This is a genomic window from Flavobacterium sp. LB2P53, from assembly GCF_003970305.1.
Taxonomy (GTDB): Bacteria; Bacteroidota; Bacteroidia; order Flavobacteriales; family Flavobacteriaceae; genus Flavobacterium.
Map to the genome: position 1 here is coordinate 202,239 of NZ_RYDG01000001.1, position 15,687 is coordinate 217,925.

A 15,687-nucleotide genomic window follows, 5' to 3' on the forward strand; every position below is an offset into this window, starting at 1 on the left:
AAAAAATAATTTTCGATTAAAAACAGCGTCCTTTTCTTACTAGTAAGCTACTTAAACTTTGATCTCTACTTCAACACCGCTAGGCAATTCCAGTTTCATCAAGGCATCAATAGTTTTTGATGAAGAGGAATAAATATCAATCAATCTCTTGTATGACATTACTTCAAATTGCTCTCTTGCTTTTTTGTTAACGTGTGGAGAACGTAATACTGTGAAAAGTTTTTTGTGAGTTGGTAATGGTATTGGACCTGTAACAACTGCTCCTGTACTTTTAACTGTTTTTACAATCTTTTCAGCAGACTTGTCTACTAACATGTGATCGTAAGATTTTAGTTTTATTCTGATTTTTTGACTCATTTTCTTAAAGATTAAGCGTTTCCTTTTGCTTTTTTGATAACTGCTTCCGAAATATTCGAAGGAGTTTCAGCGTAATGTGAAAATTCCATTGTTGATGTTGCACGACCTGAAGATAAAGTTCTTAAAGTAGTAACATAACCAAACATTTCTGATAATGGCACATCGGCTTTAATGGTTTTAGCACCCGCTCTATCACCCATATCATTTACCTGACCTCTACGACGGTTGATATCACCTACGATATCTCCCATGTTTTCTTCAGGTGTAATCACTTCCATTTTCATGATTGGCTCTAATATAACAGCACCAGCTGCTTTAGCTACCTCTCTATACCCCATTCTTGCTGCAAGCTCAAAAGAAAGTGCATCAGAATCCACAGGGTGGAAAGACCCATCCAATAAAGTTACTTTCAAACTATCTACTTGATATCCTGCTAAAGGACCGGTTTTCATAGCTTCTCTAAAACCTTTTTCTACAGATGGTATATATTCTTTAGGAACGTTACCACCTTTGACAGCATTAACGAACTGCAATCCAACAGGAGCTTTACCATCAACTTCATCAGCTGGCTCTAATCTAAATACGATATCACCGAATTTACCACGACCACCAGATTGTTTCTTGTACGTTTCTCTGTGTTGAGCAGATTTTGTAAATGCTTCTTTGTATTCAACTTGAGGCTCACCTTGGTTTACTTCAACTTTGAATTCACGTCTCATTCTATCAACTAAGATGTCCAAGTGAAGCTCACCCATACCTGAGATAATAGTTTGCCCAGAAGCCTCATCTGTTCTAACCGTAAATGTAGGATCCTCTTCAGCTAATTTAGCCAAAGCCATACCCATTTTATCTACGTCAGCCTTAGTTTTAGGCTCAATTGCAATACCAATAACCGGTGCTGGAAATTTCATAGACTCAAGAATAATTGGGTGTTTTTCATCACACAACGTATCTCCAGTTTTGATATCTTTAAATCCAACTGCCGCTCCAATATCACCCGCTTCGATATAATCGATTGGATTTTGTTTGTTTGCATGCATTTGGTAAATACGAGAAATTCTTTCTTTATTTCCTGAACGTGTGTTCAAAACGTAAGAACCCGCATCTAAACGTCCTGAGTAAGCACGGAAGAAAGCTAAACGACCTACGAATGGGTCAGTAGCAATTTTGAAAGCTAAAGCAGCAAATGGCTCTTTAACATCGGGCTTACGCAATATTTTAGTTTGATCTTCTTCTAACAATTCAGCATCATCAGGATGAATTCCTTCAATACCATCTTTATCCATTGGAGATGGCAAATATTTACATACTGCATCTAACATGAATTGAACTCCTTTATTTTTAAAAGAAGAACCAGCAATCATAGGAATGATAGCCATATCCATTACAGCAGCTCTCAATGCAATATTGATTTCTTCCTCTGTAATAGAGTTTTCATCTTCCATGAATTTTTCAAGTAAAGTCTCATCATAATCAGCTACTGCCTCAATAAGAATCGATCTGTACTCCTTCACTTCTTCAAGCATATCCTCTGGAATAGGCACAATATCATACGTTGCTCCTAAACCTTCTTCATGCCATACTATAGCTTGATTTTTAACTAAATCCACAACACCTCTGAAATCATTTTCTTCACCAATAGGCAAAGTGATTGCAACTGCGTTTGATTTCAACATATCTCTTACTTGTTGACAAACCATCAAAAAGTTAGATCCTTGTCTATCCATTTTATTAACGAATCCAATACGTGGCACCCTGTATTGATCTGCCAATCTCCAGTTCGTTTCTGATTGTGGCTCAACACCATCAACAGCACTAAATAAGAAAACCAAACCATCAAGAACACGCAAAGAACGGTTTACTTCAACTGTAAAGTCAACGTGTCCCGGTGTATCGATAATATTGAAGTGATAAGGAGCTGTTTCAGATAAAACTTTACCTTGTTCAGTTGGAAAATTCCATTCACAAGTTGTAGCTGCAGAAGTAATTGTAATACCTCTTTCTTGCTCTTGTGCCATCCAGTCCATTGTTGCAGCACCATCGTGTACTTCACCAATTTTGTGTGATTTTCCAGTGTAGAATAATATACGCTCTGTTGTTGTTGTTTTACCAGCATCAATGTGAGCAGCAATTCCTATGTTTCTTGTATATTTTAGATCTCTAGCCATTTCTTAAGAATTAAAATCTAAAGTGAGAGAATGCTTTATTAGCTTCTGCCATTTTGTGAGTATCCATTCTTTTCTTAACAGCAGCTCCTTCTTCTTTAGCCGCAGCTAAACATTCTGAAGCTAACCTCTGAGCCATCGATTTTTCGTTTCTTCTTCTAGAATAAAGAATTAACCATTTCATCGCCATAGAAATTTTTCTGTCTGGACGAATTTGCATCGGAATTTGGAATGTAGCTCCACCTACTCTACGACTACGTACTTCTACGTGAGGCATAACATTGGTTAAGGCATCTTTCCAAATTTCTAATGATGGTTTCTCCGCATCTTGTTTTTTAGACTCAATGATGTCAATTGCATCATAAAATACTTTAAACGCTGTCGATTTTTTTCCATCCCACATTAAGTTGTTCACAAAACGTGTTACCAGTTGGTCATTAAACCTAGGATCTGGTAAAAGTGGTCTCTTCTTTGCCGCTCTTTTTCTCATGTCTTTTTTTTAATAAAACGTCATACTAATATAGTCGCGACGAATCGCGGCTTTACAAGAATAACTTTTTAAATTACTTTTTTGCTTCTTTTGGGCGTTTTGCTCCGTACTTAGATCTTCTTTGCGTTCTTCCTGCTACTCCTGACGTATCAAGGGCACCACGAACGATGTGATATCTAACTCCTGGTAAATCTTTTACCCTTCCACCCCTAACTAATACTATCGAGTGCTCTTGTAGATTGTGTCCTTCACCAGGGATGTAGGCATTTACTTCATTACCATTTGTCAAACGTACACGCGCTACTTTACGCATTGCAGAGTTTGGTTTTTTTGGTGTTGTAGTGTAAACACGCGTACAAACCCCTCTTCTTTGAGGACAAGAATCTAAAGCAACCGATTTACTCTTCTTAGTTATCTGAGTTCTTCCTGTTCTTACTAATTGTTGAATTGTTGGCATAATTAATACTAAAAATTTCTTATTATATTAAATTCCCGCTTTTTACGGGGTTGCAAATGTAGAAAATATTTTTTATTCTACAAACGTTAATCCACTAATTTTCAATAAGATTATTTTATCATTCGATTTTAATCGCAAAAAGCAGATATTTACATTCTATTTAATAAAACAAAATTCACTTGAAGCACTTCCTTATTTATATTCTCCTTTTTAATTTGGGCCTACACTGCTCTGCTCAAAGCTTTCAGGTACTCATTACAGGAAAATCAATATTGGAAACAAAGACAATCGACTCTTTAAAATATAACCCAAAACACACAAACACAAAATCAATTGAGATTGAATTAAACAGGCTGTCCGAAGATCTTTCAAGAATTGGATACATTGACAACATTACCGGACCACCAATCCAAATAAATGACTCCAGTTATCTTGCTAAAATACATTTAGGAGAAAAAATAAAAGCGATACATATATATATAGGTAGCAACAAAAAACCAAACCTTCCTATACTTTTAAAAGAAGAAGAAGAAGATACTATTATACTACCTTACCCAGAAATAGATTTTTACTTGCGTAAAAAAATACAAGAATTAGAACAAAATGGGTTTGCATTAGCTAAACTAAAGCTGACAAACATCAAAAGAATAAATGCCGTTTTGTATGCCAATTTAAAAATAGAAACCGACAAGAAAAGAATCTTAAATGCGATAACCATAAATTACGAAGACACAAATTCAACTACAAAATTCCCATCCGGACATTTTGCTCAACTAAACAGAAAATACAAAACAAGCATTTTTAACCAAAAAGTACTCGATCAGATTTACACTGATTTTGAAAATTTTGGATTCATCAGTCAAATAAAATATCCGGAAATTCTATTTACAAAAGATACCACAAAAGTATACGTATATCTTCAAAAAAGAAAATCAAACACATTTGACGGTTTCATTGGATTTTCTAACAATGAAAATCAAAAAATCACATTAAATGGGTATTTAGATGTACAACTCCAAAATATTTTAGGCACCGGCGAACAACTTTCAGTCTATTGGAAAAGCGATGGTAATAACCAAAAAACATTTAAAGCGAGTGTTGAATTGCCCTATTTGCTAAAAACTCCAATAGGCCTAAAAGCACAAATTCAGCTATTCCGACAAGACACGACCTTTCAAAACACTAAAACCGCAATAGACCTGAGCTACTTCATCAATTACAACACTCGGTTTTATTTAGGATACCAAAAAACAGAATCCAGCGCTATCCAAAATTTAAACAATAATCCAATTAGCGATTTCAATAATTCGTTCCTAACGTCAAGTTTTAATTATATCAAATTAAACGCAGCCAATTCTATTTTTTCAATAAAATCAAGTCTCACACTACAATCCGGAATAGGAAGCAGAGTTCTTTATACCCTATCCGAAAATACAACAAAAAGCAACCAGTTTTTTATAAACATTCAAGGTGTACACAACTTTAACCTGAATAAAAAAAATTCCATCTATGTAAATAGTCTAAATTATTATCTACAAAGCAATAATTATGTCACAAACGAATTATATCGTTTTGGGGGATTCAACAGCGTAAGAGGTTTTGCTGAAAATAGCCTGCAAGCCTACCTCATGACTTCACTACTCACGGAGTATCGCTATATTGTATCTCCCAATCTTTACGTTCATTCAATTTTAGATTACAGTATTTACAAAGATAAATCCGCAATAGACCAACAAGACAAAAAAGAAAACTTAATAGGCATTGGAATGGGATTGGGATTACTAACAAAAAATGGATTATTCAAATTAGCACTTGCCAGTGGGAGCACCACAAATCAACCACTAGAAATAAACAATACAATTGTACACATCAGCTATAATGTCACTTTTTAAAACATTAGAAACCGATTACACGACTTTTGTTCTATTAAAAATAGTCAAAATTTAAAAATCAAAAAACATTGCGAATAGCATATTAAAATTAATTTCTAATTTACTTCAAAACTTAAATAAAAGAATTAGAAAACATTTTTTGACATGGCAAACAGTTTTCGTCTCTATTTCTTTGCATCCAGTAAGGCACAATATCCAGCCCATACTTTTTTTAACAGAACATTTACACTACAGACAAACATAGCAGTAAAAAAAATCTAGATATCCGCAAACAATTATCATCCTATTTAAACAATATTATGTTTTCATGAGATATCTCCTGATTTTTGTTTAAAAAAAACAAAAATATTGACTAATTAATAGTAATTATTGAAAATATTAAATTATTGTTAAATTTTAACGATAAATAATTAGGAATATTAACAAATTATTAAGAGATTTGCTAAACTAATTCAAAATATTTATAAAATGAAACTAAAGTTCAATGGATTCTTTGTACTACTTGTAGTACTTATGGCGCAGCTTACTTTTGCGCAAGAAAGATCTGTTTCAGGTGTTGTTTCTGATAATGCAGGATTGCCAATACCAGGCGTGAGTGTATTAGTGAAAGGAACAAATACTGGAACACAAACTGATTTTGATGGGAAATATTCCATCAGAGCAACACCAAGCCAAGTCTTGGTATTTAGCTACATTGGGATGAAAACCAAAGAAGTAGCAGCTAGTTCTACAAACCTAAAGGTTAAATTAGCTAGTGAAGCCATGGAGCTTGAAGGTGTTGTTGTAACAGCTTTGGGGATTAAAAGAGAGAAAAAATCTCTAGGTTATGCTACTCAGGAAGTTAAAGGTGACGCTGTAGCCCTAGTAAAAAGTTCAAACTTTGTAAACTCGCTATCTGGTAAAGTTGCAGGTTTAGAAATTAAAACTTCAGGAAACTTAGGTGGGTCCACACAAGTAGTTATCAGAGGAAATAACTCAATACAAGGAAATAATCAAGCATTATTTGTAGTTGATGGTGTTCCAATAGATAACAGCAACTCAAACACAAGGGATCAACAAGCTGGTAGAGGTGGATATGACTACGGTAATGCTGCATCCGATATCAACCCTGATGATATTGAATCTATTAATGTTTTAAAAGGAGCTGCTGCAACTGCACTTTATGGTTCTCGTGCCTCTAATGGTGTTGTAATGATCACTACTAAAAAAGGGAAGAGTCAAAACGGTATTGGAATCACTATTAGTTCGAGTTTAACTTTAGGGAGAGCAGACAAAGAAACTTTGCCTAGATATCAAAATAAATACGGAGCTGGATATGGTCCTTATTATGACTCCGCTGATGGATATTTTGGATTGGCTGACGTTAACGGAGACGGTGTTGATGATTTAACAACTCCTTTTACTGAAGATGCTTCTTATGGAGCAGCATTTAACCCATCGTTATTAATTTACCAATGGAATTCTATTTATCCTCAATTAACTGAAACTTTCGGAAAAGCGACTCCTTGGGTTGCTGGTAAAGCAACTCCAAATTCTGTATGGGGTACTGGAAGTACTGCTGTAAACTCTGTTTCATTAGATGGCGGGGATGATAAAAGTTCTTTTAGATTAGGTTTTACCAACTTATTACAAGAAGGCAACTTACCAAACAGTGGTATTAAAAGAAATACAATCTCTTTCTCAGGAACTCATAATTTAACTGAAAAATTAAAAGCTTCTGCAAGTTTTAATTTTATCAAAACTGATGGAAAAGGGAGAAATGGTACAGGTTATTCTTCTACAAACGTAATGCAACAGTTTAGACAATGGAATCAAATGAACGTTGATTTCGACGAACAAAAAGCTGCTTATTTACTTACAAGAGAGAACATCACTTGGAATCCAAACTCTTCTACTAATTTAAAACCCATTTATTCAGATAATCCATATTGGACATTCTATGAAAATTATCAAACAGATACAAGATCAAGATACTTTGGTAATATAGCATTAGATGATAAATTAACTAATTGGTTGAGCATAATGGGTAGATTCTCTTTTGACACCTACAGTGAATTACAAGAGGAAAGAACAAATGTAGGAAGTGCAGACGTATCTAAATATTCAAGAAACAATAATAATGTATCAGAATACAACTACGATTTAATGTTAAACTTCAATAAAGATTTAACTGAAAAATTAAATTTAGAAGGCAACATAGGTTATAATGTTAGAAACAACATTAGAAACAGTATTTTTGCAACTACTAACGGAGGTTTAAACAAATCGCGTCTTTATTCACTTTCAAACAGTGTTAGTCCAATTCTTGCACCGCAAGAATATGAAGCAAGTAGTATGGTTGACGGTGCTTACATAAGAGCTAGTTTAGGTTATGATAATTTTGCTTACTTAGAAGGAAGTTACAGAAGTGACCGTTCATCAAATTTACCAAAACAAGATAACAGATACGGCTATTACTCCGTTTCTGGAAGTTTAGTTTTCTCTAAATATATTAATGTAGACTGGTTATCCTTTGGTAAATTAAGAGCTAATTACGCTGAAGTAGGTAACGACACGACACCATACAGTGTGTTCAACACATTCGATATTGGAACTCCATTTAACGGAACTGGTATTGCTTCAAATCCTGGTGCTCAAAATAATTTGGACCTTTTACCAGAGAGACAAAAAAGTTATGAATTTGGTTTAGAAATGACTTTCTTTAAAAGACGTCTTGGATTTGATGTGTCTTATTACAATGACTTAAATATCAATCAAATTACAAGTATTCCATTATCAACGGCTACAGGATATAATTCAGCAGTTTTAAATGCTGGAACAATCGAAAACAAAGGACTTGAGGTCCAGATTAATGGAACACCACTAAAAACAAATGATTTCAGATGGGATTTAAATTTGAACTGGTCTCAAAATAAGAGTTTAGTTGTTGAATTATTGAACGGTATTGAAAATTTACAATTAGCTTCATTACAAGGTGGCGTTTCTATTAATGCTACCCCTGGACAACCTTACGGAACCATCAGAGGTAGTGATTTTATTTATGCTGATAATGGCCAACCAATCGTTAACCAGACAGGAAGCGGATCTAGAATTGGTACGTATCAAAGAACAGGTGCAAATAACATAGTTATTGGAGATATCAATGCTGATTGGAAAGCAGGCCTTAACAACAGTTTCACATACAAAAATTTCAATTTAAGCTTCTTAATTGACATGCAAAAAGGTGGAGATGTTTTCTCCCTTGACACATGGTATGGTTATGCGACAGGAATGTATGATTTCTCAGCTGCCAATAATGAATTAGGCAACCCTGTTAGAGATCCAATTGTTGGAACACCAGGAAACTATGGAGCTAATAGTGGTGGATTTATTTTACCAGGTGCGGCTCCTGATGGAACACCAAATGCAGTTAGAGCTAATGGAAGTGTATATACAACAGCTTGGGGCTACGCTAGAGCCCCTAATAAACTTCATGTTTATGATGCGGGTTACGTGAAGTTACGTGAGGCAAGTTTAAGTTATAACTTTAGTACTAAAACATTAAAAAATTCTCCTTTCACTAATATTGTTGTATCGTTAATTGGAAGAAATCTATGGATTATTGATAAAAATACTCCATATTCAGATCCTGAAGCTGGTCTAAGTTCTGGAAATGTTCAAGGATACCAATCGGGAGCTTATCCATCAATAAGAGAAGTCGGAGCAAGTCTTAAACTACAGTTTTAAAAAATTAAATTATGAAAAAAATAATATTAACAACATTAACTATTATTACTTTAATGGTATCATGTCAATCTGACGACCAATATGAAGATAAAAATAGAGATCCAAAGAACCCTACTCAGGTTAGTTCAGATTTTTTATTCAATGCTGCGACCAAGAGTTTGTTCGATCAGATGACCAGCACCAATGTAAATACAAATATCTTTAGGATGTTAGGTCAACATTGGACTGAAACAACGTATGTAGATGAAGCCAATTATGATTTCAATACTCGTAATATCCCACAAAACCACTGGTCTGAAATGTACCGAGATGTTTTATTGGATTTAGCAACTGCAAAAACAAATAATGATGCAGATACTGCAATATCAGAGGCTACCAGAAAAACAAGAAATGCTCAAATTGAGATTTTGGCAATTTATACTTGGGCGCAAATGGTTGAAACTTTTGGAAACATTCCATATACTCAAGCGTTGAATGCAGGTAAATACGTATTACCCAAATATGATGACGCAGCGACAATTTACAGCGATTTGCTTACTCGTTTAACTGCTACAATTCCAAACTTATCTAACACCGGTTTTGGAGCAGCAGATAATATTTACGGAGGAAATACAGCTAAATGGAAAAAATTCGGTAATTCATTGTTATTAAGAATGGGAGTAAGAGTTGCGGATGTTTCGGCAATGACTGCTCAATCAACTGCTGCAATTAAATCGGCTGTTAGTGGTGGAGTATTCACATCAAACGCCGATAATGCTGCTTTAGCTTATTCCAGTGCTACTCCCAATACTAATCCAGTTTGGGTTGATTTAGTACAATCAGGAAGATCGGATTTTGTTATTGCTAATACATTAGTGGATAAAATGAATGATCTTAATGACCCTAGAAGACCTTTTTACTTCGATCAAAATAAAGGGGCAGGTGTTTACGAAGGCGGACCTTATGGTGATAATAATGCTTTTTCATCTTACACTCATGTAAGCGCAAGAGTAATAGACCCAACTAATCCAGCATCGTTAATAGATTATTCAGAAGTTTGCTTTTACTTAGCGGACGCAGCGGAGCGCTCTATATCAGGAACACCTGCTACAGCTGCTGATTTTTACAATAAAGGTATTACTGCATCATTTGACTATTGGGGAGCTCCAAATGCAGCTAATTATTTATTAAGTACTAAAGTAAATTATGCCACAGCACAAGGAACTTGGAGAGTAAAAATTGGCACCCAACTTTGGTTAGCTATGTATAACAGAGGTTACGAAGCATGGACTGCTTGGAGAAGTTATGATTTCCCTGGCTTTAACTTACCAGCAGTATCTGAAGATCCAGTTCCAACGAGATACACCTACCCTATTAATGAACAAAATTTAAATAACGCCAACTATACTGCTGCATCTGCCGCAATTGGAGGTGATAAACAAACAACAAAACTTTTCTGGGATAAATTCTAGTTATCACTTAATTCAATTATTAAAACCACCCCATTTTTTGGGGTGGTTTTTTTTTATATCTTTTGCATGATAGAAAAAGAACATAAAATATTTGAGATTAGAGCGATAATTGAAGCTATATAAGCGGGTGCAACAGTAGACAACGTTTATATTCAAAAGGAAGCAAGAAGCAAACTAATGTAAAACTTAATGAAAGTGATGAAGCGCAGAAACATCAACTTTTCGTGTGTTCAAGTTGAAAAACTAAACAGATTGACTCCTAACAATCATCAAGGTGCGGTGGCAACTATCCCGACAATTTCCTTTTTTGAATTAGAATCTTTGATTGAATCCGTAATAGAGAATGGAAAGAAACCTTTGTTATTAATTTTGGTAAATATCGGATGCCCATAATTTTGGTGCTATCAAAAGAACGGCCGAATGTACAGGAGTAAATGGAATCATCGTTCAAAAAGCAGGTTCAGCACCAATAAACGATGATAAGGTAAAACATCTGCAGGCGCCGTTTTTAATATTCTTATTTGTACAGTAGGACGCATCAAAGACACTATTTTTTTGTTGCAGGCTACTGGTATAAAGAACGTTGCGGCCATTGAGAAAACAGATCAATATATATGACATTTTACTTAATGAACCCGTAGCGATTATTATAGGATCTGAAGATCGTGGTGTAAATCCTTCGTTTCTTGAAATTGTTGATAAAAAAGCAAAACTTCCAATGGTTTGGAACCATTAGATCATTAAACATTTCGGTAGCCTGTGGTGCTTTCTTATGTGAAGCGACAAGACAACGATCTTAGAATTTTTATTGTAACAACCTCTTCTAAAGAAGAGTTATGACTTCGGTAAATTCATTTTTTTTACTTGTAAAAAGTCCAGACCTTTATTAATAAATTAAAAAAACACAACAATTAATTATTCCTTATTTTCTTAGTTATTCTCCAGCAATTTACTGTCATTATGGATGGATTTTATATAATCTCTGGGCGTCAGATTACTATATAACTTAAAACTAGTGGTAAAATATGAAAATGAATTAAATCCTGTTTCATGAACCAAGAACTGTATGTTTCTTTCTCCAAGATGGATCAGCTTAATGGCGTAATCCAATCGAAACTCTCTCATATATTGGCTGATGTTCTTATTTGTCAGTTTTCTGATTCTTTTATCTAAAGTTGATTTACTAATAAAAAGCTGTTTGGACAATTCATCTATATCAACATTCAATTTCAAATTATTCAACAAATGTTCATTTACACTCGTAAGAAAATCTTTTTCAGATAATTTTATAGTAACTTTTGAAAACGGATCTGGTTTGAATTTTTTTTCTATATTATTTTTGAATTCAAGTAAATTATTGACTTTAAAAATTAACTCTCTAACCTTAAATGGCTTTACTATAAAATCATTGACTCCGTTTTCAAGTAGCTTATACTGAACGCTATCGTCTATATTAGCAGTGATTATTACAAATGGAACTGCGTTTAGTTTGCCATTTTTTTTTATATTAAAATACAAATCTTCTCCATTCATATTAGGCATCATCAAGTCACTAATAATAATATCGGGTATGTGTTTGTTTAAGTATAACAGTGCATCAATACCGTCTTTGAACCAGTTCACATTAAAACCACTCAGGCTCAATAACTCCGAGATTGAGTTGCCAAGCGCTACATCATCTTCAATCAATACTATTCCGCTTTTTTGATTTATCATGCACCTAAATTAACTATTTTTATTTTAAATTATTGTTATTATTTTTTAAATCATTAGGACTAGTATTCATATAAATTAAAATTAAAATATCTTTATTTATGATTAAAGAACTACACCTCGCAAATGAAGCAATTACACCTAAAAAATCTAACAAAAGAGACCGATTGAATTACAATTATTTTTTTATCTGATAAAATAATTTTGCGCATACAACAGAAAGGCGTATGCTTTATTAGAAATAAATTAGTCTTAATAAAATTGATTTATTATATTGAAAAAATCAAATAAATAAAACCGTCTTAGATTGATGAAAAATCTCTTAATAAACATTTCTAAAGTCACTAATACTGTATTAAAAAAACACTCCATAAATGACGCCTTAGACTTATACTTAAGCGACATTGCCAAAGAACAACAAATCGACAGCTATACTATTTATAAGAACAAAACAAAAAACGGCATAATAACCTTTCATTCTGTCAATAAAAGACCAGATAATGAAATTAACAATCCTAATCAAAACGACCATAATTACGATAATTTTTCAGAACTTTATGAAATATTATCAAAAAACAAGTCTTTGCATGGTCTTGTCAGAGACAATAAAAATGTGATTTCTAAAAAATATATGGAAACAAAAGGAATAAAATCCTATTTATTTACCCCTATATTTTCGGAAACTACATTCTGGGGCTGGATCAGCTACACCATATGCAAAGAGGAAAGAAAATGGCAAGAGGAACAAATTAAAACCTTACACACAGTTGCTAAAAATATTGGAGACAGGCTTTACAAAGATAAAATTAATATAAAATTAAAAAAAACTTTGGAAAGATTTGATTTTTACATGGCCGGTTCAAATCAAGCAATGTGGGAATGGAATATTAAAACTAAGAAAACAACCTACTCTCATAATTGGGAAGGAATGTTAGGATATACTGAAGAAGAAATCACACAAGATAAAGAATTATGGCAAAAAAGCATTCACTCAGAGGACATGATTCAAATTGCAATCGATTTAGAATATTTTGTTACGCAAAAATTAAATCGGTATGAAGGAACTTCAAGAATGATTCATAAAGACGGACATATAATATGGATAAAATATTCCGGAATACTTAAAAAAAATAAAAAAGGAAAGCTGACAAAAGTCATTGGAACACATACTGATATTAGTGAGATTAAAGAAAAAGAAAACCAATTAGAGTTGTCCGAAGCTAAATTTAGATTCATTGCAGAAAACACAACCGATATAATTTGTCAACAAAAAATGGACGGAAGTTATTACTATATTTCAAATTCTTCAAAAGAAATAATAGGATATACACCTGATGAATTAATAAACAAAAAAATATTTGATTACATCCATCCTGACGATCATACAGACATGTTGAATTATTATAAAGCGTTTCTTAATTGCAGTAAAAACAAAACGGTAACGTATCGTTTTAGAAAAAAAGACAATGCCTATATATGGCTGGAAACCACTTTAAAAACAATATTAAATCATGAAAACATAATCATTGGTATACAAACTTCCAGCAGAGATGTCAGCGATAGAATTAAAGCCACCGAAGAAATCAAGATAGCATTTGAAAAAGAGAAAGAACTTAACGAAATGAAATCTAGGTTTATTACAATGGCGTCTCATCAATTTAGAACCCCTTTGACGGTTATTTATTCCAGTGCGGAACTCATTGAGCTTAAATTAGATCATTTTGACAAACACACACACCAATCCTTAGAAAAAATAACGTTACGAATAAAAAATGAAGTAGATCGAATGATCGAGTTAATGAACAACATATTAATTTTTGGAAAATACGAATCGGAAAAAATTCAAAAAACAATAAAAGTTCTAGATTTTAATACATTCATTAACTCCTTATTAAATCTTTATTTTAACAATCAACATCACAAACGCAAAATTCAAGTTAAAATAAAAGGTGAAAAACATTTTTTTATTACTGATGAAATCTTAATGACTCACATTCTAACGAATCTAATTAATAATGCCTTTAAATATTCCAAAGGAAAACCAGACCCTTTACTCCTTATAACCTATTTAGAAAAAGAACTAGAAATAGAGGTGATTGATTTTGGAATTGGAATTCCCGAAAATGATATTCAATATGTATTTACATCCTTTTTTAGAGCTTCAAATACAACAGCAATAACTGGTTCCGGATTAGGATTAGCAGTTGTAAAACAATTTACAGATTTTTTAAACGGTAAAATAGAACTAAAAACTCAAGAAAACATTGGAACTCGAATAAAATTAATTTTCCCTTATGAAAAAAAATAATATCCTTTTAGTTGATGATGACCCAAATATTAGAGAGACCATTGCTGAACTTCTAAGGTATGAAAATTACGAGGTAAAAGTTGCCTCTAATGGCCAAAACGCTTTAGATCTACTAGAATACTGGATTCCTGACTTAATTATATGCGATATAATGATGCCCGTAATGGACGGACATGTATTCCATAAAACAATCTCAGAAAACCAATCTTTGAGCCCCATTCCTTTTATTTTTCTGACAGCAAAAAAAGAAAATAATTTGATGAGAAAATGCCTGTTAGAAGGCGTTGATGATTTTTTATCAAAACCATTTAAAATCAAAGAGTTAATAAAAACAATAGATGTAAAAATAGAACGATTTGAAAAAATAAAGAATGCCAATAATAATTTATATATTGGCAAAAAAAATCATTTTGCACATGAAATAAACACCCCTCTTTCCGGGATTTTAGGTTCAATAGAATTGCTCATGGATGCTACAGAAAACTATAAAAAAAATGAAATCGCTACATTTTATGATTCAATAAGGGTCTCTGGAGAACGATTAAACAGAACAATGCAAAACTTAATACTCTATCAAAATCTTAAAAACAATACAATCGAGTTTGATCACCAGTCAAAAACTGAAATAGCGACGACATTTGTAAATACTACAAGCAAAATTTTTGAGATTTATGATAAAAAAAACAATACAATTAATTTCAAAATAGATGAAGCTACTATAAAAATTAGTCAAAGACACTTAAAATTCATCCTATTTGAATTAATTGATAATGCATTGAAATTTTCTAAAAAGGATCCTACAATTATTGTTTCCGGCCAAAAATATAATGAGGAATACTATGAACTGGTTATTAAAGATTTTGGCATAGGGTTTAGTTCTGCTGAATTAAATAAAATTGGTGCTGCGCAACAATTCAAAAGAGAAGAGAGAGAACAACAGGGATTAGGCATGGGCCTTTATCTAAGCAAAACAATTATAAAAAAAATAAATGGTGTTTTCAGTATTGTTTCAAAAGAGAATGAAGGCACTACCATTAAAATATTCCTTCCATTAGACTCTAATTGCTGATACACATAACAAGCATCCTGCAGTTTCTCAACTAATAAAAGACCATTAGTGTCCGCTAA

The 15,687-nt window shown here is 33.0% G+C and carries 10 protein-coding genes and 1 pseudogene; 6 read left to right on the plus strand and 5 right to left on the minus strand.

The annotated features are described in order from the left end of the window. Window positions 1-51 precede the first annotated feature (51 nt). The 4 genes from rpsJ to rpsL all read right to left on the minus strand — a co-directional run bounded on the left by rpsJ (window position 52) and on the right by rpsL (window position 3,469). Window positions 52-357 (minus strand): 30S ribosomal protein S10, encoded by a 306-nt coding sequence (gene rpsJ / locus EKL95_RS00980; RefSeq protein WP_011963470.1) that lies wholly within the window; start codon window positions 355-357, stop codon window positions 52-54. Window positions 358-368: 11 nt separating this feature from the next. Further along, on the minus strand, window positions 369-2,525 hold the full coding sequence (gene fusA / locus EKL95_RS00985; protein WP_126451835.1) for an elongation factor G: 2,157 nt from the start codon (window positions 2,523-2,525) through the stop codon (window positions 369-371). A gap of 10 nt (window positions 2,526-2,535) precedes the next feature. Continuing rightward, a complete protein-coding gene (rpsG, locus tag EKL95_RS00990; RefSeq protein ID WP_035668130.1) occupies window positions 2,536-3,012 on the minus strand; it encodes a 30S ribosomal protein S7 in 477 nt (158 codons plus the stop codon). Window positions 3,013-3,085: 73 nt separating this feature from the next. Beyond that, window positions 3,086-3,469 (minus strand): 30S ribosomal protein S12, encoded by a 384-nt coding sequence (gene rpsL, locus EKL95_RS00995; RefSeq protein WP_007136570.1) that lies wholly within the window; start codon window positions 3,467-3,469, stop codon window positions 3,086-3,088. Window positions 3,470-3,741: 272 nt separating this feature from the next. Between rpsL and EKL95_RS01000 the strand changes: the two genes are divergently transcribed. From EKL95_RS01000 to rlmB, 4 genes and pseudogenes are all read left to right on the plus strand, one after another. Further along, a complete protein-coding gene (locus EKL95_RS01000; protein WP_233589356.1) occupies window positions 3,742-5,361 on the plus strand; it encodes a hypothetical protein in 1,620 nt (539 codons plus the stop codon). Between the two features lie 468 nt (window positions 5,362-5,829). Further along, window positions 5,830-9,087 carry a SusC/RagA family TonB-linked outer membrane protein gene (locus EKL95_RS01005; RefSeq protein ID WP_126554529.1) on the plus strand — a complete coding sequence of 1,086 codons (3,258 nt, stop codon included), beginning with the start codon at window positions 5,830-5,832 and terminating at the stop codon, window positions 9,085-9,087. Between the two features lie 11 nt (window positions 9,088-9,098). After that, window positions 9,099-10,538 carry a SusD/RagB family nutrient-binding outer membrane lipoprotein gene (locus tag EKL95_RS01010; protein WP_126458899.1) on the plus strand — a complete coding sequence of 480 codons (1,440 nt, stop codon included), beginning with the start codon at window positions 9,099-9,101 and terminating at the stop codon, window positions 10,536-10,538. A gap of 69 nt (window positions 10,539-10,607) precedes the next feature. Continuing rightward, window positions 10,608-11,338: pseudogene (gene rlmB / locus EKL95_RS01015) on the plus strand (23S rRNA (guanosine(2251)-2'-O)-methyltransferase RlmB). 130 nt (window positions 11,339-11,468) lie between these two features. On the opposite strand, the gene EKL95_RS01020 reads toward rlmB, so the two are convergent. After that, the gene (locus tag EKL95_RS01020) at window positions 11,469-12,254 is read right to left on the minus strand and encodes a response regulator (protein WP_126458896.1); all 786 of its coding nucleotides are present in this window, start codon (window positions 12,252-12,254) and stop codon (window positions 11,469-11,471) included. A 307-nt stretch (window positions 12,255-12,561) separates the two neighbouring features. Between EKL95_RS01020 and EKL95_RS01025 the strand changes: the two genes are divergently transcribed. Next, window positions 12,562-14,559, plus strand: coding sequence for a PAS domain-containing sensor histidine kinase (locus tag EKL95_RS01025; RefSeq protein WP_126563341.1), 1,998 nt, complete (start codon window positions 12,562-12,564; stop codon window positions 14,557-14,559). Next, window positions 14,546-15,628, plus strand: a complete 1,083-nt coding sequence (locus tag EKL95_RS01030; protein WP_126554533.1) for a response regulator — start codon at window positions 14,546-14,548, stop codon at window positions 15,626-15,628. Before EKL95_RS01025 ends, EKL95_RS01030 begins: the two co-directional genes overlap by 14 nt. The last annotated feature ends 59 nt before the right edge of the window (window positions 15,629-15,687 follow it).

Coding starts and splice junctions, on each gene's coding strand:
- rpsJ (WP_011963470.1), bottom strand. CDS start 357: ATGAGTCAAAAAATCAGAATAAAACTAAAATCTTACGATCACATGTTA.
- fusA (WP_126451835.1), bottom strand. CDS start 2,525: ATGGCTAGAGATCTAAAATATACAAGAAACATAGGAATTGCTGCTCAC.
- rpsG (WP_035668130.1), bottom strand. CDS start 3,012: ATGAGAAAAAGAGCGGCAAAGAAGAGACCACTTTTACCAGATCCTAGG.
- rpsL (WP_007136570.1), bottom strand. CDS start 3,469: ATGCCAACAATTCAACAATTAGTAAGAACAGGAAGAACTCAGATAACT.
- EKL95_RS01005 (WP_126554529.1), top strand. CDS start 5,830: ATGAAACTAAAGTTCAATGGATTCTTTGTACTACTTGTAGTACTTATG.
- EKL95_RS01010 (WP_126458899.1), top strand. CDS start 9,099: ATGAAAAAAATAATATTAACAACATTAACTATTATTACTTTAATGGTA.
- EKL95_RS01020 (WP_126458896.1), bottom strand. CDS start 12,254: ATGATAAATCAAAAAAGCGGAATAGTATTGATTGAAGATGATGTAGCG.
- EKL95_RS01025 (WP_126563341.1), top strand. CDS start 12,562: ATGAAAAATCTCTTAATAAACATTTCTAAAGTCACTAATACTGTATTA.
- EKL95_RS01030 (WP_126554533.1), top strand. CDS start 14,546: ATGAAAAAAAATAATATCCTTTTAGTTGATGATGACCCAAATATTAGA.